Annotated in this window: 19 protein-coding genes; 8 read left to right on the top strand and 11 right to left on the bottom strand. The window is 64.0% G+C overall.

Annotation, left to right across the window (positions count from 1 at the left end; all coding sequences use genetic code 11):
• Positions 1-3: 3 nt before the first annotated feature.
• Positions 4-639 (top strand): LysE family translocator, encoded by a 636-nt coding sequence (locus DyAD56_RS05425; protein ID WP_102301718.1) that lies wholly within the window; start codon positions 4-6, stop codon positions 637-639.
• Positions 640-662: 23 nt separating this feature from the next.
• On the opposite strand, the gene DyAD56_RS05420 is transcribed toward DyAD56_RS05425, so the two are convergent.
• A complete protein-coding gene (locus DyAD56_RS05420; RefSeq protein ID WP_102301717.1) occupies positions 663-1697 on the bottom strand; it encodes a LysR family transcriptional regulator in 1035 nt (344 codons plus the stop codon).
• 131 nt (positions 1698-1828) lie between these two features.
• On the opposite strand from DyAD56_RS05420, the gene aceB reads away from it, so the two are divergent.
• Entirely contained in the window at positions 1829-3424 is a 1596-nt protein-coding gene (gene aceB, locus DyAD56_RS05415; RefSeq protein WP_102301716.1) for a malate synthase A, read from the top strand.
• A gap of 61 nt (positions 3425-3485) precedes the next feature.
• Positions 3486-4790: an isocitrate lyase gene (aceA, locus tag DyAD56_RS05410; RefSeq protein ID WP_102301715.1), complete on the top strand. Its 1305-nt coding sequence runs from the start codon at positions 3486-3488 to the stop codon at positions 4788-4790.
• 107 nt (positions 4791-4897) lie between these two features.
• Here aceA and DyAD56_RS05405 read toward each other — a convergent pair whose 3' ends face one another.
• The 3 genes from DyAD56_RS05405 to DyAD56_RS05395 form a co-directional block, all read right to left on the bottom strand.
• Positions 4898-6688 carry a sodium:proton antiporter gene (locus DyAD56_RS05405; RefSeq protein ID WP_102301714.1) on the bottom strand — a complete coding sequence of 597 codons (1791 nt, stop codon included), beginning with the start codon at positions 6686-6688 and terminating at the stop codon, positions 4898-4900.
• A 274-nt stretch (positions 6689-6962) separates the two neighbouring features.
• Entirely contained in the window at positions 6963-8462 is a 1500-nt protein-coding gene (locus tag DyAD56_RS05400; protein ID WP_102301713.1) for a YifB family Mg chelatase-like AAA ATPase, read from the bottom strand.
• 164 nt (positions 8463-8626) lie between these two features.
• Entirely contained in the window at positions 8627-8875 is a 249-nt protein-coding gene (locus DyAD56_RS05395) for an accessory factor UbiK family protein (RefSeq protein ID WP_102301799.1), read from the bottom strand.
• Positions 8876-9067: 192 nt separating this feature from the next.
• On the opposite strand from DyAD56_RS05395, the gene glnK reads away from it, so the two are divergent.
• Positions 9068-9406, top strand: a complete 339-nt coding sequence (glnK, locus tag DyAD56_RS05390) for a P-II family nitrogen regulator (protein ID WP_102301712.1) — start codon at positions 9068-9070, stop codon at positions 9404-9406.
• Positions 9407-9410: 4 nt separating this feature from the next.
• Here the strand turns inward: glnK and DyAD56_RS05385 are convergent, their stop codons facing one another.
• Both DyAD56_RS05385 and gpmA read right to left on the bottom strand, forming a co-directional pair.
• Positions 9411-9932: a DUF1453 domain-containing protein gene (locus tag DyAD56_RS05385; RefSeq protein ID WP_102301798.1), complete on the bottom strand. Its 522-nt coding sequence runs from the start codon at positions 9930-9932 to the stop codon at positions 9411-9413.
• 114 nt (positions 9933-10046) lie between these two features.
• Positions 10047-10790 carry a 2,3-diphosphoglycerate-dependent phosphoglycerate mutase gene (gpmA, locus tag DyAD56_RS05380; protein WP_102301711.1) on the bottom strand — a complete coding sequence of 248 codons (744 nt, stop codon included), beginning with the start codon at positions 10788-10790 and terminating at the stop codon, positions 10047-10049.
• Between the two features lie 145 nt (positions 10791-10935).
• Here gpmA and DyAD56_RS05375 point away from each other — a divergent pair, with 145 nt between their 5' ends.
• Complete coding sequence (locus DyAD56_RS05375; RefSeq protein WP_102301797.1) at positions 10936-11598, top strand: hypothetical protein; 663 nt, start codon at positions 10936-10938, stop codon at positions 11596-11598.
• A 41-nt stretch (positions 11599-11639) separates the two neighbouring features.
• Here the strand turns inward: DyAD56_RS05375 and hemF are convergent, their stop codons facing one another.
• Together hemF and DyAD56_RS05365 are read right to left on the bottom strand one after the other, a co-directional pair.
• Positions 11640-12542: an oxygen-dependent coproporphyrinogen oxidase gene (gene hemF, locus DyAD56_RS05370; protein ID WP_102301710.1), complete on the bottom strand. Its 903-nt coding sequence runs from the start codon at positions 12540-12542 to the stop codon at positions 11640-11642.
• A gap of 88 nt (positions 12543-12630) precedes the next feature.
• Entirely contained in the window at positions 12631-13341 is a 711-nt protein-coding gene (locus DyAD56_RS05365; RefSeq protein WP_102301796.1) for a YdcF family protein, read from the bottom strand.
• A 161-nt stretch (positions 13342-13502) separates the two neighbouring features.
• Between DyAD56_RS05365 and DyAD56_RS05360 the strand changes: the two genes are divergently transcribed.
• The 3 genes from DyAD56_RS05360 to DyAD56_RS05350 are packed head-to-tail and all read left to right on the top strand — an operon-like array spanning position 13503 to position 16251.
• Positions 13503-14702: a beta-ketoacyl-[acyl-carrier-protein] synthase family protein gene (locus DyAD56_RS05360; protein WP_199178888.1), complete on the top strand. Its 1200-nt coding sequence runs from the start codon at positions 13503-13505 to the stop codon at positions 14700-14702.
• Positions 14699-15496: a beta-ketoacyl synthase chain length factor gene (locus DyAD56_RS05355; RefSeq protein WP_102301709.1), complete on the top strand. Its 798-nt coding sequence runs from the start codon at positions 14699-14701 to the stop codon at positions 15494-15496. Before DyAD56_RS05360 ends, DyAD56_RS05355 begins: the two co-directional genes overlap by 4 nt.
• Positions 15493-16251 carry a glycosyltransferase family 2 protein gene (locus DyAD56_RS05350; RefSeq protein WP_102301708.1) on the top strand — a complete coding sequence of 253 codons (759 nt, stop codon included), beginning with the start codon at positions 15493-15495 and terminating at the stop codon, positions 16249-16251. Before DyAD56_RS05355 ends, DyAD56_RS05350 begins: the two co-directional genes overlap by 4 nt.
• A 35-nt stretch (positions 16252-16286) precedes the next feature.
• Here the strand turns inward: DyAD56_RS05350 and fabG are convergent, their stop codons facing one another.
• Genes fabG through DyAD56_RS05335 form a run of 3 tightly spaced genes read right to left on the bottom strand, consistent with a single transcriptional unit; the run spans position 16287 to position 19774 of the window.
• On the bottom strand, positions 16287-17024 hold the full coding sequence (gene fabG / locus DyAD56_RS05345; RefSeq protein WP_102301707.1) for a 3-oxoacyl-ACP reductase FabG: 738 nt from the start codon (positions 17022-17024) through the stop codon (positions 16287-16289).
• Between the two features lie 13 nt (positions 17025-17037).
• Positions 17038-17472 (bottom strand): phosphotransferase, encoded by a 435-nt coding sequence (locus DyAD56_RS05340; RefSeq protein ID WP_102301706.1) that lies wholly within the window; start codon positions 17470-17472, stop codon positions 17038-17040.
• On the bottom strand, positions 17456-19774 hold the full coding sequence (locus tag DyAD56_RS05335) for an MMPL family transporter (protein WP_102301705.1): 2319 nt from the start codon (positions 19772-19774) through the stop codon (positions 17456-17458). The genes DyAD56_RS05340 and DyAD56_RS05335 overlap by 17 nt, the downstream gene beginning before the upstream one ends.
• Between the last annotated feature and the right edge of the window lie 2 nt (positions 19775-19776).

Below are 19776 nucleotides of genomic sequence, written 5' to 3'. Positions count from 1 at the left end.
CGCATGAGCACACTCGGCATCCAGCATTTCGACGCGTTTCTGCTCGCGTGCATCGCGCTGAACCTGACGCCTGGGCTCGATACGTTCTATATCCTTACGCGCAGTGGGCGCGAAGGGCGTAGCGCGGGTGTCACGGCGGCGCTGGGCATCAATGCCGGCTGCATCGTGCATACGCTGGCAGCGGTGCTCGGCATCTCGGCGATTTTGATGACCTCCGCCCTCGCCTTCAGCCTGCTCAAGTACGTGGGTGCGGCGTACCTTGTATGGATTGGCCTGCGCATGCTGTTGACGCGCGGCGGAGCACGTCAGGCAACAGTAACGCGCGGCCAAGGGCTGGCCGCTGCGTTCCGCCAAGGCATGTTGACCAATGTGCTCAATCCCAAGGTTGCGCTGTTCTTCCTGGCTTTTCTGCCGCAGTTCGTCTCTATGCAGGCCGCGCATCCGCAACTGGGGCTGCTCGTGCTTGGGCTGAGCTTCATTGGCACGGGAACGGTGTGGTCAATGGTGCTGGCGTTGCTCGGCGGGCATATCCATCGTCTGCTGACCACGCGCCCGCGCGTCGGCCAGTGGATGGACCGCGTCTGCGGCACGGTGTTGCTGGGTTTCGGCGTGAAGCTGGCGCTACAGCGCCCGTCCTGACTTACGCGCTTGCGACCTGAAACTCAGCGTTCCGAGTGACCCGACTCGTCGTAGTCGCGATGGGTCAACAAGCCCGGCTTCACCAGATCGATGAACGCCCTCGCTTCCGCGCTGAGGAATTTGCCTTTGCGCATCACCACGCCGTAGCTGCGCGGCGGGAAGTACTGCTTCATGTTACGGACGGCCAAACGTCCACGGTCTGCCTCGGTGAGGCAGATACCGGTGACGATGGAGATGCCCAGACCCATCGCCACGTATTCCTTGATCACGTCCCAGCCACCCACTTCGATGGCAACCCGGTAAGGCACCTGTTGCTGCTGGAACACGAGATCCACCAGCCGATACGTCGATAGGCGCTGCGGCGGAAGTATGAGGCCGTACGGCGAGAGGTCCTGCAAGGTCACCGTAGCTTTGGCCGCCAACGGATGGTCGGGCGGCATGATCAGCATGGGGTCGTAGTGATGCACCGGCGCCCACGCGATGTCGTTAGGCACATCGAGCATGGAGCCCACGGCGAAGTCCGCTTCGTCCGCGCGCAATAACGCCAAGCCGTCCTTCCCGGTCACATTGGCCAGTTGTAACTGCACTTCGGGAAAGCGCTCGCGATAGCGACGAACCAGATCGGGCAACAGATACTGGATGGTCGAGCTGCCCGCTGCGATGGTCAGGCGCCCACCCTGCAGGCCCTTCACCTTGGCGTGGAAATCGCGATCGAGGTGTTCCCAGCCCTCCACCAGCGGACGCGCCAGTTCGTAGAGCGCCTCGCCCGCGTCGGTGAGGTTGATGCGACGTCGGCGACGCTCCAACAGGCTCACACCCAGCTCCCGCTCCAGCGCCTGAAGCTGAAGGCTCACGGTGGGCTGAGACAGAAAGAGAGCCTCCGCGGCGCGCGTCAGCGTGCCTAGCTTCACCGTATAGACGAAGGCCCGCATCTGCTTCTGCCGGTTGCCCTTGTAATAGAAACGCCCCGGTTCATCGGCCCGACCATTCGCTGGCGTACGGCGCTTGGTCACCGTGGAGCGTGATTTTTTTGGCTTGTTCAGGGATTTTGAGGGCATTTTTGTGCCTTTCAACTCAATCAGTTGCCAGATGTATTAAGAAAGACAATAGCAAAGATTGAAACATTTGCTTTGTCAAAGCCAATTTCCGTGACCTAGTGTCACCCCATCGTCATCACGGAGATTCCCCCATGGCCGTCCCCAAGGAACGCATCGCGCTCTCCTCGGCGCAGGTCCACGGCGCCACGCGCCGGGAGCATGCCGCCATCCTTAGCCCCGAGGCGCTGGCCTTCCTGGCCGAGCTCCATCGCCAGTTCGATGCCCGACGTCTGGATCTGCTCACCGCCCGTGAGGGACGCCAGGCCAAGTACGACGCCGGCGAACTACCGGACTTCCGTGCCGACACCGTCGCCATTCGCGAGGGCAGCTGGACGGTGGCACCGATTCCGCTGGCCCTGCGCGACCGACGCGTGGAAATCACTGGCCCGGTGGAACGCAAGATGATCATCAACGCGCTCAACTCCGGCGCGAAGGTGTTCATGGCGGACTTCGAGGATTCCTCGGCGCCCACCTTCGCCAACCAGATCGACGGCCAGATCAACCTGCGCGACGCGGTGAACGGATCGATCGAGTACACCTCGCCCGAGGGTAAGCACTACCGCGTCAACGGCAACCCGGCCGTGCTGATCGTGCGTCCACGCGGCTGGCACCTGCCGGAGCGCCACATCACCGTCGACGACGAGCCCATGGCCGGCGCGCTGGTGGATTTTGGCCTGTTTGCCTTCCACAACGCTCGCACGCTGCAATCTCGCGACCGCGGCCCCTACTTCTACCTGCCCAAATTGCAGGCGATGGAAGAGGCCGCGTTGTGGGACGACGTGATGGCCGCCGCCGAAGCCGCGCTCGACCTGCCGCCCGATTGCATGAAGGCCACGGTGTTGATCGAAACGTTGCCGGCGGTGTTCCAGATGCACGAGATCCTGCATGCGTTGCGCGGCCGTGTGGTCGGCCTCAACTGCGGTCGCTGGGACTACATCTTTTCGTACCTCAAGACTTTCCGCAGCCATCGCGATCGACTGCTGCCCGACCGCAGCCAGGTGTTGATGACGGTGCCGTTCCTGAAGTCGTATTCGGAACTGCTGATCCAGACCTGTCATCGCCGTGGCGCGTTCGCCATGGGTGGCATGGCCGCGCAGATTCCGATCAAGGGCGACGACGACGCCAACGAGGCCGCGCTCGCCAAAGTGCGCGCCGACAAGCTGCGCGAAGTGCAGGCGGGCCATGACGGCACCTGGGTGGCGCATCCCGCGCTGGTGCCGGTGGCACAGGACGTGTTCGACAAGTACATGCCATCACCCAACCAACTCAATGTCGCGCGCAGCGACGTGAAGATCTGCCGCGACCAACTGATCGCACCGTGCAGCGGCACCATCACGCGCGCCGGCTTCGACAACAACGTGGAAGTGGCGCTGCGCTACACCGCGTCGTGGCTGGACGGGCAGGGCTGCGTGCCCATCCATCATCTGATGGAAGACGCCGCCACCGCTGAGATCGCTCGCTCGCAAATCTGGCAGTGGCTGCACCGCGGCCCACTGGAATTCACCGATCACGCGCCCATCGACTTCGCCTTGTTCGATCACGCGCTCATCAAGCACACACATCGGTTGATCGAAAGCAAAGGCCCCTACGCGCATCGCGCCGAACAGGCCGCGGCGTTGCTCAAGCAACTCACGCACGCCGATGAACTCGGCGATTTCCTCACTCTGGCGGCCTACCAGCAGCTCTGAAGCCCGCTCTGTCATTACGCATCACGGACATGCTCATCAAAGACATGCAGGAGACATCACCATGAAGAACACGCTGCCCACCGCCGAACAGATCGCGCTCGACTGGACCAACAATCCTCGCTGGAGCGGCATCCAGCGCAACTACAGCGCGGAGGATGTGGCGCGTCTGCGCGGTACCGTGCCCGTGGAGCATTCGCTGGCCCGTCGCGGCGCGGAACGCCTGTGGAAGTCGCTGCACAAGGAAGATTTCGTCAATGCACTCGGCGCGCTCACCGGCAACCAGGCCATGCAGCAGGTGAAGGCCGGCCTGCAGGCCATCTATCTGAGCGGTTGGCAGGTGGCGGCCGATGCGAACGTGGCTGGCGAGATGTATCCCGACCAGTCGCTGTATCCCGCGAACTCCGTGCCGCTAGTGGTCAAGCGCATCAACAACACGCTGCTGCGCGCGGATCAGTTGCATCACGCGGAAGGGCAGAACGATATCGACTGGATGGTGCCGATCGTCGCCGACGCGGAAGCCGGCTTCGGCGGTGTGCTCAACGCGTTCGAGCTGATGAAGGCGATGATCGAAGCGGGTGCATCCGGCGTTCACTTTGAAGATCAACTCGCCTCAGTGAAAAAGTGCGGCCACATGGGCGGCAAGGTGCTGGTGCCGACGCGCGAAGCGGTGGACAAGCTCAACGCGGCGCGCCTCGCCGCTGACGTGCTCGGCGTGCCCACGCTGATCGTGGCGCGCACCGATGCCGATGCTGCTGATCTGCTCACCTCTGACATCGACGAGAACGACAGGCCGTTCGTCACCGGCGAGCGCACCGTCGAGGGCTTCTTCCGCGTGCGTCCCGGCCTGGATCAAGCGATCAGCCGTGGCCTTGCCTACGCGCCGTACGCCGATCTCGTGTGGTGCGAGACCAGCAAGCCCAACCTGGACGAAGCACGCAAATTTGCCGAAGCCATCCACGCCAAGTATCCAGGCAAGATGCTGGCCTACAACTGCTCGCCGAGTTTCAACTGGAAGAAGAACCTCGATGACGCCACCATCGCGAAGTTCCAGAAGGAACTAGGCGCCATGGGCTACAAGTTCCAGTTCATCACGCTCGCCGGCTTCCACAGTCTTAACTACGGCATGTTCGATCTGGCTTATGGTTATGCCCGTCGCCAGATGAGCGCATTCGTGGAGCTGCAGGAGAAGGAGTTCGCCGCCGCCGAACGCGGCTTCACCGCGGTGAAGCACCAGCGCGAAGTGGGCACGGGTTACTTCGATGCCGTGACACAGGCTATCCAGCAGGGGCAGTCGTCCACCACCGCGCTCAAGGGATCCACCGAAGAGGCACAGTTCCACGCCTCGCGTCAGGCCAGCGCGGCCTGACCTTCGACTACCTCGCGTAAGCCGACTGGACGTCGGCGCGTGCGTGGGGAGCGCGGCCCTGTCCAGCGCCCCCACGCATGCACGCAGGGAATGCGTCACCGCAGCTGCTATGACGTCGCCTCAGGCGGCACCAGTGCGATCACCGTCCAGCCAGCACGCGGCTCCAACTCGCGCTTCACGGACGCCACGCGCAACGCGCCTTTCTCCTCGACGCCGAATAGCAACACCGTCGGCGAACCGTATTGCTCGATGAAGTTCGGCCAATCGAACGTTGTCGTCAGGCGCGTCGATTTGATGCGCCAACCTTCCGCAAGGCGCTCGAGAAAGCGCTCATGCGTCATATCTTCCTCGAACAATGCCGGGGCTCCCAGATCACCGCCGAGCTGCACGCGTCCGCCCGTCGTTTGGCCGTCTTCATGGCCAAGTCGGTATACCTTGCCGCGCCCGAATTCCTGGCGGTAGTACACGCACGCCAGGGCATTGCGCTCGCGGTGGATCGACATGGCCAGCAGACGGCCGATGCCCGTGAGATCCAGATGACGCTCGGCATACGACGATGCAGGGAAGCCGAAGAACGTTTTCAGCCCATCCATACGCGCTTGCCTGATGTCATCCCACTGCTCGTCCGCCACGATCACGTGGAATCCGGCATCCGTCAGGGCACGCGCCACCACACGGGAGGCCTGATCGGCACCGTAGATAAGCACGCCGGCCGGATCGGGCTCAGCAACCTTCAACCAGCGCGCCAACGGACGGGCTGTCGCGCTTTGCAACACCACCGTGCCAATGATCAGTATGAAGACCAGCGGCACCAACGCCTTTGCACCGGGCATGCCCAGCGCCTCCAGCTTCAGCGCGAACAAGGCCGATACCGCCGCCGCCACGATGCCACGCGGCGCTACCCATGCAATCAACGCACGCTCGCGCCAGTTCAACGCGCTGCCTATGCTGGCGATCACAGCTGTCACTGGGCGCACGATCAGTTGCGCCACCAAAAAGATGGCGATGCCCGACCACAGCATGCCGTCCGGCAGCGGCCAGCTCAGGCGAGCCGCCAGCAGGATAAACAGCGTGGACACCAGCAGCGTGGTCAGGTTTTCCTTGAAATCGAGGATGTCATCGATGTGCACATCACGCATGTTGCCGAGCGCGATACCCATGATCGTGACGGTCAACAGGCCTGATTCGTGCGTGACGGCATTCGATAGCGAAAAGGCCAGCACCACGGCAACAAGCGTGCCGTAGTTCTGCAGGTACTCCGGGATCATCTGCCTGCGCAGCAGGGAAGCGAGCACCCACGCCGCCAACAAGCCCACCACCACGCCGCTAGCGACCACGGCAAGGAACACACCGATGGTGTGCCCTTGATGGCGGGACACGATGGCTTCGTACACCAGCACGCCGAACAGGGCGCCCAGCGGATCGATCACGATGCCTTCCCAGCGCAGCGTGTTTGCGATGCGTGCGTTGGGACGCACGGTGCGCAGCATCGGCGCAATCACCGTCGGGCCGGTTACACAGGTCAACGCACCGAACAACAACGCGACCTCCCAGCTCAGCCCCGCGAAGTAATGCGCGGCCACGCCGAGCATGAACACCGCGATCACCGCACCGTACGTCACCAAGCCACGTACGGCGCCGCCAATTTCGCGCAGTTCGCTGAAGCGCAACGTCAGGCTGCCTTCGAACAGAATCACCGACACCGCCAGCGATGCCACGGGAAACAGCAAAGGTCCCAGCAATTTGTCCGGGTTCAGCACGCCCGCGACGGGGCCCATCAGGATGCCGGCAAGCAGCAGGAACAGGATCGCCGGCAATCTCACTCGCCAGGCCAGCCACTGGGCGAGGAAACCGACACCCAGAATGCAAACCAGCAGCAGTCCAAGATCGAGTGTCATGCACGGTCCTTCGAGCGATCGCAGTGCGGCTATCGGACCACGGCCGCAAGGCTACCGTCCATGGCGAATGGAGCGAATCGGAAACACACGACAAGAAGGGGGAGGGCCAAGCCCCGGTATCGGACGGGGGAGGGGGAGGGAGTACCGATACCGGGGTGGCAGGCTGAGTTCAATGCAGAACTAGCGGGTACAGATAATACGCCTGGACCGATTCAAGTCAATACCCGTGAGTACAAAAATTACCCGCAAGGGCCATCAGGCACATATCGCCGTCTCAGAAGCGGCGATACATCAAGGCTTCCGCAAGATGAGTTCGGTCCAACAGCGCGGCTCCGCCATCCAGATCGGCGATGGTCCGGGCCACCCGCAGGGTGCGGTGATAGGCGCGAGCTGACAGACCGAGGCGCTCCAGCGCGCCCTCAAACCACTGCCGTTCTGCCTGTCCCAGAGCGCAATCCCGCTCCAGTTCGCGGGTCGTGATCTCGGCATTCGCTCGGCCGGCTCGCATCAGTCCATGCTGGCGGGCCTTTACCACGCGGGCACGGACCGTAGCCGAATCCTCGTCAGTCGATCCCCGTGATAGGCCGAGTTCGCCTATCGGAACCCTAGGCACCTCTATGCAAAGGTCGATGCGGTCGATCAGCGGCCCAGAAATGCGTCCCCGGTAACGCTGGATCTGATCGGGCGTGCACTGGCAGCGCTGGCGCGGATCGCCCGCGTAACCGCAAGGACACGGATTCATCGCGGCCACTAGTTGGAACTGGGCCGGAAAGGTCGACTGGCGCGCCGCACGCGAAATCACAATGTGGCCCGACTCCATGGGCTCGCGCAGCACATCCAGCACATGCCGGCCAAATTCCGGCAGTTCGTCGAGGAACAACACGCCGTTGTGGGCCAGCGAGATCTCTCCTGGCCGCGGCAACGAACCGCCACCCACCAGGGCAGCGGCTGAACTCGTATGGTGCGGCGCCCGGAAAGGGCGGCGACGCCACAGATTCAGATCTACGGCCTGCCCGGCCACGGAGAGCACAGCGCATGTTTCCAGTGCTTCTGACTCGCTCAGTGGTGGCAGGATGCCCGGCAAGCGTTCGGCGAGCATGGTCTTGCCCGTACCCGGCGGGCCGAGCAGCAGCAGGTGGTGGCCGCCCGTAGCGGCGATTTCCAGTGCGCGACGTGCTTGCAGCTGGCCGCGCACGTCTGCCAGGTCAGGCCCGATGGTTCCGTCGAAGATGCCGGATGCCTCGCCCGGCGGCGCCAGATCCTGCGCGCCGCGCAGCCACCCGCACACATCGGCCAGCGTGTCGGCGACCAGCACCTCCGCATCGGAGACCAGCGCGGCCTCGGCTGCGTTGGCACGCGGCACTACTACGCGCCGACCTCGCGCCCGTGCACGCAACAGAGCCGGCAACACGCCCGATACCCCACGCAAAGCACCGGACAGGGCCAGTTCGCCAAGAAATTCGCAATCGTCGAGCTTTTCACGCGGCACTTGGCCGCCCGCAGCAAGGATGCCGAGCGCGATGGCAAGGTCGAAACGACCGCCATCCTTGGGCAATTCCGCGGGTGCGAGGTTCACCGTAACCTTGCGGTTCGGATATTCGAAGGCCGTGTTCTGAATGGCTACGCGGACGCGGTCGCGGGCTTCGCGCACGGCGGCTTCGGGCAATCCGACGATATTGGTGCCCGGCAGGCCGCCGGACAGGTGGACTTCCACCATAACCTGGGGTGCCGAGACGCCTTCCTGGGCTCGACTAAGGGTAACGGCAAGGCTCATGACGCTCGCACAAGTCGGGCGCGAGAGTAGCTGCCAGTTCGAAACACGGAGCGACTCCCTCAAGCGGCCTGCAAAGAAAAATAGCCGCCCCCGATCGTTCTCGGGGTGAGGGTGACGGATCGGGGGCGGCTCCCGGGACGTGGGCCCGTGCCGCACCCCGTCAGTCAGGCGCCAGCACCAGCCTCTAGATCTGCGATTCGCTTCTCCAGGGCCTCGACCTTGGCACGGGTGCGTGCCAACAGCTGGGTCTGGACGTCAAACTCCTCGCGGGTGACTAGATCAAGGCGGCGCAATCCCTGCGCCAGAACATCGCCGAAGTTGGTGCGCAAATCCTGTTGCGCCTGAGCCAATCCTGATGGAACCAACGAAACAAGACGCTGGGCAAGTTGATCGATATCCTGCCTATCCATCATGGATAGCACCTCGAGCTCGTCGGATGAAAGTTTAGGTTCATAGCTTTGATTAACACTATCGGCATGCTCCACTTCTATCTGTAGGCATTTTCCTACAGCGCGCCTCAAGGCGACAGTTACAGCCCTGACAGGCAAAATGCCGGTCCCTGACCGCTCCATGCGGCAAGTATCCCAACGTCGAGAGGAAAACCCATGAAGCTGGTGGTTGCGATCATCAAGCCGTTCAAGCTGGACGATGTGCGCGAGGCCCTGGCTGAGGTGGGGGTGCAGGGCATCACGGTGACCGAGGTAAAGGGTTTTGGTCGCCAGAAGGGCCATACCGAACTCTACCGGGGCGCCGAGTACGTGGTCGATTTCCTGCCCAAGATCAAGCTGGAAGTGGCCGTAAGCGATGACCAGGTAGATCGTGTGGTCGAAGCCATCCAGGTGTCGGCCAAGACCGGCAAGATCGGCGACGGCAAGATTTTCGTCAGTCCGCTGGAGCAGGTGATCCGTATCCGCACCGGCGAAATGGACGGCGACGCCCTCTAAGTCTTCAGGTGGCCAGCTGGGCCCGCTCGAAGCGGCGGTGATGCACCAGCAGGCCGGTGAAGTAGCAGATGTAGTAGCCGATCATCAGCCCAAAGATGGCGAGCGTCAGCGGGCTGTTGCCCATGGCAGGCGCCGAATGGGCCATGGCCGGATCCTGCAATTGCGGCATCACCACCAGGAAACGCCAAGCCAGTCGGCCGATCAGCAGCACCGTGAGGAGCCCGCCGATCCAGGCGTTGGGAATGTACAGGTCCTGGCCGGCGGCATCGCGCTCGAAGCGCGTCAGGCGCAGGCCGACTGTACCCAGCGCCGCGCCGGCCAGCGCACCGCCCAGCAGGCCTTCCAGCAGGCGCAGGTTGTGCAGGCCACCAAACGCCAGCAGACCGCCGATGACACTGAAAATGACGATGCGGGTGATCATCCGCTTGCGGCGAATCGGCTGCCGCCCGAAGCTGCCACGCACGCGCCGCCAGACGGCGAAAGCCATCAGCGGAATCATGAGCGCATAGATCATGTTCGGGGTCATCGCGTTCGCCTCGTCATAGGATGGACGCAGCTTATCGATCCAACGCAGCTCGCACGACTGACGGGCTGCAGCCATCGCGGATGACGCCCGTCATCCGCGACCGGCGAAGCCTGCTTACTTCGCCTTGCCCTGGTTGGCCACGGCGGCCATCTTCGCTGCGATGGCGGCGGCGTCGCCCAGGTAATAGTGCCGGATCGGCTTGAGGTTCTCGTCGAACTCGTACACCAGCGGCACGCCGTTGGGGATGTTGAGTTCCACAATCTCATCGTCGGACACGTTGTCCAGATACTTCACCAACGCGCGCAGCGAGTTGCCGTGCGCGGCAACTACCACGCGCTGACCGGAGCGGATAGCCGGAGCCAGTACGTCGTGCCAGTAGGGCACCACGCGGTCCACAGTGTCCTTCAGGCACTCAGTGTCCGGGATCATCGACGGGTCAAGGTTGGCGTAACGCGGATCGGTCACCGATTCATTGCTGGCACGATCCAGCGGGGGCGGCGGGATGTCGTAGCTGCGACGCCACACCTTCACCTGGTCCTCGCCGTACTTGGCCGCCGTTTCCGCCTTGTTGAGGCCGGTGAGGCCGCCGTAGTGGCGCTCGTTGAGGCGCCAGTCGGTAACCACCGGCAGCCACATCTGGTCCATCCCATCCAGCACGCCCCACAGGGTGCGCACGGCGCGCTTGAGCACGGACGTGTGTGCGATGTCGAAGCTGTAGCCCTCAGCTTTGAGCAGGCGCCCGGCCTCGGCGGCTTCGGCGTTGCCCTGTTCGGTAAGGTCCACGTCGGCCCAGCCGCTGAAACGGTTGTCGAGGTTCCACTGGGACTGGCCGTGACGGATGAGTACGAGCTTGTACATGGCGGGAATTCGCGGCGGGAAACCTGTGATGGTGAGGCCCCGCCCCGGCCCCGTCAAATCACCCACGTCCCCTGTCGAAGGTCATGCTAAACCCCAGCCCTGGCAGGCGCATCCTAAGGGCATTACCACCCACATGGAGTTCATCATGCGTCGTCATCTGCTTGCCATCGCCCTTGCGCTGACCCTGCCCGTCCTGGCCCACGCCGCCGACGGTGACATCGACAAGGTCAACGGTACGGTGCGCGTGGATGCCGGCCAACACGCCGGCAACGTCAGCACGGTCAATGGCGCTGTCCGCGTCAGCGACAACGCGGTGGTTCAGAAGGCCAGCACCGTCAACGGCGCGGTGGAGCTGGGCGATCACGTGCAGGCCACAGCGGTCGACACCGTCAACGGCGCCGTCACCGTGGGTTCCAGCAGCCGTGTCGCGGGTACCGTCAGCACCACCAACGGCGGCGTGCGATTGGGCAAGAGCGCTGAGGTGGTAGGCAAGGTCGGTACCGTGAACGGCACCATCAACCTTGACGCTGCCCACGTAGGTGGCGGCCTGCAGACCTCCAACGGCGACATCGTCGTGGGTGCCAACTCGCACGTCGAGGGCGGCATCCTGGTCGACAAGCCCGGCGGCTGGTTCAACTGGAATAGCAACAACCGTTTGCCGCATGTGGTGATCGGCCCGCATGCAGTGGTGCAGGGCACGCTGGAATTTCGCCGTGAGGTGGTGCTGCAGGTGAGCGACAGCGCGCAGATCGGCCCGGTGAAGGGTGCCACGCCGGTGAAGTTCAGCGGCGATGCGCCGACGGAGTAAGTCCGGGAAATGGATGCGCCCCAGCGGGGCGCATCCTCGGGTTACACCCAGTCGCGCGGCTTGAGGTAATCGCCCAGCCGCGCTTCTGCTGATTCCGGCTCCGGCTGGAAGTTGTACTCGAAACGCACACGCGGCGGCAGGCTCATCAGGATCGATTCCGTGCGTCCGCCCGATTGCAAGCCGAACAGCGTGCCGCGGTCATACACGAGATTGAATTCCACATAACGCCCGCGACGATAGAGCTGGAACTCGCGCTCGCGCTCGCCGTAGGCCTCGCCCTTTCGCCGCTCGACGATGGGCAGGTACGCATCGAGGAAACCCTGCCCAACGTCACGCGTGAATGCGAGGCATCGCTCGAAGCCACCCTCGTTCAGATCATCGTAGAACAGCCCGCCAACGCCGCGCGTTTCAGCGCGATGCTTGAGATAGAAATACTCGTCGCACCATTTCTTGTAACGCGCATAGACGTCGTCGCCATAGGGCGCGCAGAGGTCGCGCGCCACGGTGTGCCAGTGCACCACGTCTTCGTCGCGCGGATAGAACGGCGTGAGGTCGAAGCCGCCACCAAACCACCACACGGGATCCGTGCCTTCCTTGCTGGCCTCGAAGTAGCGCACGTTGGCATGCGTGGTGGGCACGTGTGGGTTGCGCGGATGCAACACCAGCGACACACCGGTAGCGACGAAGCCGCCGCCGGCCAGATCGGGCCGGTGCGCCGTCGCGCTGGGCGGCAGCTGGTTGCCATAAACGCGCGAGAAGTTGACGCCAGCTTGCTCGAAGATCGCACCGTCGCGGAGCACCCGCGTACGGCCACCACCACCGGCGGCGCGCGTCCACGCGTCTTCTTCGAATCGGGCCTTGCCGTCGATCTGTTCGATCGCCGTGCAAATGCGATCCTGCAGTTCGCGCAGAAACAGTTCGGCTTGATCGGCTTGCTGGCTCATCGGGCGGTCCATCGTGGGTCGAAACACAGCAAGCTTAGCAAGTGGCGCGCAGCTGGCCGCTGCGGCGGCGCGTCGCGCGTTCGCGCTGTCAGCTGAGGCGCGCCGTCATGCGCCGATGGCCGATCAGTGCGGCCCAGCGCAACGCGATGTCGATCCACATGAGATAGCCGGATTCGGCCAGCAGCCGTATCAGATAGCGGCGATCGATAACCAGGGCCGGTTCCGCTGCCACCGGCACACTACGAAAACCAAGCCTGCGCGCGAGCCACTGGCAACGCGCCAAATGGTAACGACTGGTCACTAGAGCCACCGGTGGCAACACGTGGGTCACGGGCCCGTCTTCCCGCAGCAGGCTGCGTGCATGGCGCAGGTTTTCCAGCGAATCGACCGAGGCTTGTTCCAATTGCAGCACCACGCCCGGTGGCAACTCGTGCTGCACTAGCCATGCCCTGCCCGCAGCAGCCTCGCTGATGCTTCCTCCACTGCGTCCGCCCAGCAGCAGCACGTGATCTGTGCTGTGCGAACGCATCAGTGCCAGCGCTCGCGACAGGCGCTGCTGGTAGTCCTTCTCTGGTGCATCCCCGACCAGTCGTCGGCCAAAAACGAGGGTGGTCATCGGCTGGGCAGGGGCCAACGGGCTGCGTGCCGCCACCCGCCATACATGAACGAGATAGCCGACCCATACCAAGCCCAGGCTCAGGAGCACCGCCACGGTCGTCACCACGGCCGCATGCAGCACGTCACGGTCGCTGAGATAGCGCCAGGGGCCACGTTTGAGCGGTGCGATGAAAGGAGGCACGAACGGGCAGGGTGGGGCAGACGGAGGCCGGTAGCGCAGTGTGCGCAGCCCCTTGCCCTGACGCAATCCGGCGTTCGGCGCATACCGGTTAAAATGAACAACCTCACCCCTGTCGGTTGTCCAGACTAGGAAATACCGAAGCCCCTCGCTAGGCTCGCGCGATGTCCGTACCGATCCACCCCCTTGCCGTCCGTGCCTACACGGTCACCTCGGCGCTGGGCCAAGGCCTCGAAAGCCACCTCGCCGCTCTGTCTACGGGCCGCGGGGGCCTACGTCAAAACGACTTCAGCAGCGCCCCACTGGCGTGCTGGATAGGCCGTGTCGATGGCGTCGAAGACGCCGCGCTGCCCGCAGCGCACGCTGCGTGGGAATGCCGCAACAATCGCCTGGCCTGGCTGGGACTCCATCAGGACCGTTTCCTGGAGCACGCACTGGACGCCCGCCAGCGCTACGGCGCCGCGCGCGTGGCCCTGGTGTTGGGCACTTCTACCGCGAGCATCGGCGCCACCGAGGAAGGCTATCGCCACCTCGACGAAAACGGGCACATGCCACCGAACCTCCGCCGCCCCCTTATCCATGCGCCGCATTCGCTTGCCGGCTTCGTGGCCGAGGCATTGGGGCTGGAAGGGCCATGCCTGACGGTATCGACGGCTTGTTCGTCCAGCGCCAAGGTGTTCGCCAACGCCGAACGGCTGATTCGTCTCGGCCTTGCCGACGCTGCCGTGGTCGGTGGCGTGGATACCTTGTGCGATAGCGTGCTGTTCGGCTTCAACGCACTGGAGCTGGTATCGCCCGAGCCCTGCCGACCGTTCGATCAGGCGCGTCGCGGCATTTCCATCGGTGAGGCCGCCGGCTTTGCGTTGCTAGAACGCGTTGATGCCGCACCGGAGGCGCCGCGCCTGCTCGGCTATGGCGAATCCAGCGATGCGCACCACATGTCCACACCGCACCCCGAAGGCCTGGGCGCCGAACTCGCGTTGCGCGACGCCCTGGCGCGGGCAGGCTTGAGTGCGGAGCAGGTCGATTACATCAACCTGCACGGCACGGCCAGCCTGAAAAACGACGAAGTGGAAGCCGCCCTGGTGGCGCGCGCCTTTCCCGCTACTACACGCGCCAGTTCCACCAAGGGTTTCACCGGTCACACGCTGGGTGCGGCAGGCATTCTCGAAGCCGTCTTCGCGCTGCTGGCGATCCGCCATGGACAGGTGCCTGGCAACCTCGGCTGCACACACCCCGATGTCGCCTGCGGTCCGCAGCTGGCGCTGCAGAGCGAACAGCGGCAGGTCAACGTGGCCTTGAGCAATTCGTTTGGATTCGGCGGCAACAATGCTTGCCTTGCCTTCGGTAGTGCGCGGGCATGAATACATTGCAGGTTCATGTAGAAGGCATCGGCCTGTGGTCGTCCGACCTGGGCGATTTCGCTGCGCTGAAGGCCCAGCTCGCTGGCTTGCCGGTGGCTCCACCGGCAGGCCGCCCTCGTGCGGAGATACTCCCGGCGAATGAGCGCCGCCGCGCGCCAGAAAGCGTGCTGCTCGCCGTGGAAGTGGCGGGGCAGGCGGTGGCCATGAGCGGCCGCGATGCCCGCGACCTGCCGTGTGTCTTCAGCTCCACCTATGGCGACCAGCACATTTCCGACTACATGTGCGCCACGCTGGCCACCACGCCGGCCGAGCTGTCACCGACACGCTTCCATAACTCGGTGCATAACGCGCCAGCCGGCTACTGGACCATCGCCACGGGCTGCCATGCGGCGTCGAGCGCCGTCAGCGCCGGCCACGCTAGTCTTGGCGCGAGCTTGCTGGAGGCGGCCACCCTCTGCGTGGCCGAACAGCGCCCGGTGCTGCTGGTCTGCAGCGACATCGCAGGGCATGGCCCGCTGAAGGAAATGACCGGCACACATCAATCGTTCGGTATTGCGCTGGTGCTGGCGCCGGCGACCTCGGCGCACACGCTGGTCGGCCTCGCTCTGGATCTCGTGCCCCACGCCGGCGAGGTGCTGCGTCCTGCACCTGCAACGGGCGCGTGGTACGAAAGCAATCCGATTGCCGCATCCGCCTGGCCGCTGATGCAAAATCTCGCTACAGGCGAAGGTGACTACACCCTCGCCGCCGCCGAAACCCTGGCGTTGAGGGTTGCCCTGGAGACACCTGCTTGAATACGTCCGATGCCCGCTGGTGCGTGCTGATTCCCTGCCTCAACGAAGAGGCCGCTATCGGCAGAGTCGTCCAGTCCGTCCTGTCGCTCGGCGTGCCCGTGATCGTGGTCGATGACGGCTCGGACGATCGCACCCCCGATATCGTGAGTGAACTGCCCGTCACGCTACTGCGCCATCCGCAGCGTAGCGGCAAGGGCGAAGCTCTGCGTACTGGCTTTCGTGAAGCCGTGCGTCAGGGTTTCGATGCCGTGCTCACCATGGATGGCGACGGCCAGCACTTGGCCAGCGACATTCCGCGTATCGCCGCCGCCGCGCAGCGTTATCCCAACCACATCGTCATCGGCGCGCGCCTACTCGAGCGCGAGCAGCAGCCTAAGGCCCGCCGTCGCGCTAACGCGGTCGCGGACTGGGGCATCTCGTGGGCTTGCGCACAACCGGTGGCCGATACGCAGAGCGGCCAGCGCTGGTATCCGCGCGCCGCGCTCGATCTGGTGGATCTGCCGGCCGAAAACTTCGTATTCGAAGCCGCCATCCTCATCGCTGCCTCGCGTGAGAAAGGGCTGGGCGTGGTGTCGGTGCCGATCGCTTCGCGCTACGAGCGCGAATTCCGCATCAGCCATTTCAGCCCGATCCGCGATGTCACCCGCATCACCACCTACACCGTCGGACAACTGATTCGCTACGGCGACGTCGTGAACAGCTATCGCCGCTCCCGCGCATCACGACCGATCGTGTTCGATGCCGCGGTAACCTGAATCTGCACGCTCCGGCCACGCCGGGGCACGCGAACTCAGGCCATGCCGCCATTAACACCAATCACTTGGCTATTGATGTAACCCGCTGCATCGGAGCACAGGAATGCCACCAAGGCCGCGACTTCTTCCGGCCTTCCGGCGCGCTGGGCGGGCACGATCTCGCGGATGCGTTCCGGCGGAAAATCCTCACCAATCATGCGGCCCTCGATCACGCCCGGCGCCACCACGTTCGCCGTGATGCCGCGAGAGGCCATTTCGCGCGCAAGCGATCGGGTGGCACCGTGCAACGCGGATTTCGCCGCTGCGTAATTAGCTTGCCCCCGATTACCGAGCTGCGCCGCGACCGAACTCACCGACACGACGCGCCCAAAGCGCGCACGCGCCATGGGCAACAGCAATGGCTGAGTCACGTGGAAGAAGCCGTGTAGCGAAACGTCGATCACACGGTGCCAGGCATCCTCTGACATACCGGCCATCGGGCTGTCCTCGTGCACGCCGGCATTGTTGACCACCGCATGGATCGGGCCGTCGGCCAGCAGGGCTTCCAGCGCATGCCTTGTGCCAGCACCGTCAGTTACATCGAACGCCACCGCCTGCGCGCTGCCGCCCGCATCGCGAATGGCTGCCGCCACGTCGTCCGCGCGGGCAAGGCCGGCGTTTGCGTGCACGATCAGGTGATAGCCACCTTCCGCCAACGCACGCGATATCGCACCGCCAAGATCACCGCTGCCGCCGGTCACCAGCGCGCGGCGGGAAGAATGGGCCTGTGACATGGCGACCTCGCTATCAGAGAGAAGGATGGATGACGGCAGCTCGCCCGCTCACCAGAACGCGACCATTCTGCTCCACGCGGAACGCGTACTGAGCGCCGGATGGGTCGGCGTAAAGACTTTCCGCATGGATGTCCAGACGCCCTAAAGATGGATCAACGTACTCGACGCTGAGCGATATATCGCGCAGGCTGACCAGACGTCCGGGGCGCACATCGCTAGCTCCGTGTTCGCGCGCCAGCAAGGCGCCATGCACGGCCATCGCCTGCGCGCCGTACTCCGCCAGATGCACCGCGTGCAAGCCGGCGGAGCCACGTAACGGGTGTTCCGCCAGTGCGTGACTTTCGGTCACCGCATGGATCGACGTTTCATCCCAGCCGACCACGTCATCGAGCAGGCTCATGGCGCCTTGATGGGGAATGAGAGAAGCCCAATCAGTCTTGGCGAGCATGCGGAGCCATCAGGATCGAAAGACAAAAGTGGAAGGCGACGCCCAGGCTGACCGTGAGGCCAATAGCGCGCAGCACGGGAATCGTGCTCCACGCCAGCAAGCCGAACACCAGCAGTGCTGACAACACGCAAACCAGCGTGGCATGCAACGTGCGCCGCTGCTCGGCCGCATCATGGGTATCGCGCTCAAAGAACAGCGCGTAGTGCAAACCAAGTCCAGCGGCCAGGATCAACGCCACCAAGTGGAACAGCGATACTTCCACGCCGCATACGCGCTCCACCGCCAGCACCAGGAACGTCGCCAGCGTCATCGGCGCCAGCACGTGCCATGCACGCCGGAAGCTGCGCAAGGCGACGACAATCGCCATCACTAGCAGGATGCTCGCACCCAACAGGGCATAGAGGATGCGCGTGCGATAATCGACCACGAGCGACTCGGCAGCGCTCTTGAGATCGAGCAGCCGCACGGCACCACCGCTGTTTCGCGCGAGCGCCCGCAAGGCGTCGAGATCATGCACGCCGCTCAGCGTGCCCAGCCCCAGCCAATGTCCATCACGTTCCACCAGCATGCCGGACAGGCGCTGCCCCAGGGGCGACGTGGAGAACTGTTGGGGCGCCAGCAAAGGGAGTTCACGCGCCTTCTGCACGTCCTCGACGAACGGCTTGAATAACCCGGGCTGGAACGGCATGCCTTGTTCGGCTTCGGTGAGTGCGCTTTCCAACACGTCGCGGTCGGGAAGCGCCTGTTGGCGCACACGCTGGACGGCTTCGCTCGGCAGATAGCGTGAAGGAAGCTCCACCGCATCGACCACGTGGCGCGTGACCAGCGCATCCAGTGCGGGCTCCATACGCTCCGAAAGCGCCAGCACACCTTGTTCATCCGGCGCTTGCAGCACCAGCAAGTAACGCACGTCCGGCGCACCAAGCGCTTCGCGCAGGCGGGCGTCGCGCATCAGCAGATCACGAGGCAACGGCGTCAGCGCAGACAGATCGTTCTGCCAAAATGGCCCCTGTGCAAAGGCCAGCATCAACACGGTAGCTACCGCGACCAGCGCAGGAACCCAGCGCGGACGCGGCAGGTGATCCACTATCCGGCGCGCACGTATCAACCAGCCCATGTCGGCAACATCATGGACGCGCACGGGCAGCAGATGGGGCAGCAGATAGCGTGTACTGAAGCCCGCCACCAGCAGGCCGGTGACAGTGAAGACGGCAAGCTGCCGGAGTCCATTCACACCCGACGCGAAGAAAGCGAGATACGCGATGCACGCCGACGCAATGGCAGTGAGCAACAGCGGCCACAGGTCACGCACACTCTGCACGGCACTTTCGTCGGCGCGGCGATGACTCAGTACACGGATCGGATACTCCTGTGCCACACCAAGCAAGGTGAAGCCGAAAGCCAGCGTGATGCCATGGACCTGCGGGAACAACACGATCAGCGCGGCAATACCCGCCAATGCGGCGCTGGCAATGGGCAGCGCCGAAAACAGCAGCGAGCCGATGCTCCGGTACGCCAGCAAGAGCAAAACGATGAAACCCACCGTGGAAATGCGCCCGATCCATTCGGCCTGACCACGTGTCTGTGCGTTCGCCACCACGCTGAAGTAACCCGGACCACTGACAATCAGCGAGGCATCGGTGTGTTCGGGCAACCCGTCGAACGCGCGATGGATTCCGTCGATAGCTGACGCCTGCGCGTCTGGGTCGAAGCCCGGTGCTTTCGTCAGCACCAGCAGCAAGGCTTCGTGCTGCGGGGAGAACCACACACCTTGCACCACCTCGGGTGATTTGGGCGGTGACCAACGCTCGGCGAGCTTGAGCACTTCGAGTGTGGGATCGCGCGGCAACAGGTTCTTCAGCAGGCTCGCAGCGGGCGACGACAGATCGTCCAGCCGCTGTTCGAGCTGGTCACGCAGATAGGCAGCGTCCATACGCTCATGGTCCAGCGTAGGCGACAGCAGATAGCGGTAAGGCAGCAAGGTGTCGTCGATCGCGTCGATATCGAAGCTGCCGTTGAGCACCTGCGTGTAATTTGAATCCTTACGCAGGACAGCGCTCAGTTGCTGGCTAAGGTCAGCCAGTTGCTCGTCCGATTTGCCGGCGATAGCGAGCAGCAACAGGCGCGAGCCGGGGCCTTCACCGACCTGCTCCATCAGCAGCCGCTGATCCGGTGTGGTGGGCGCCGGCATGAAACTGCGAAGGTCGGTACTCACGCTGAGATGAGTTACGACGAACAGGCCGAGCAGGGCCAAGGCCGTCAGCCAGGCCACCAGCAATGTCACGCGCCCGCCGCGACGCACGA

It is taken from the genome of Dyella sp. AD56, assembly GCF_002878475.1.
GTDB lineage: Bacteria > Pseudomonadota > Gammaproteobacteria > Xanthomonadales > Rhodanobacteraceae > Dyella.
This window is presented reverse-complemented; position numbering and strand designations above follow the sequence as displayed.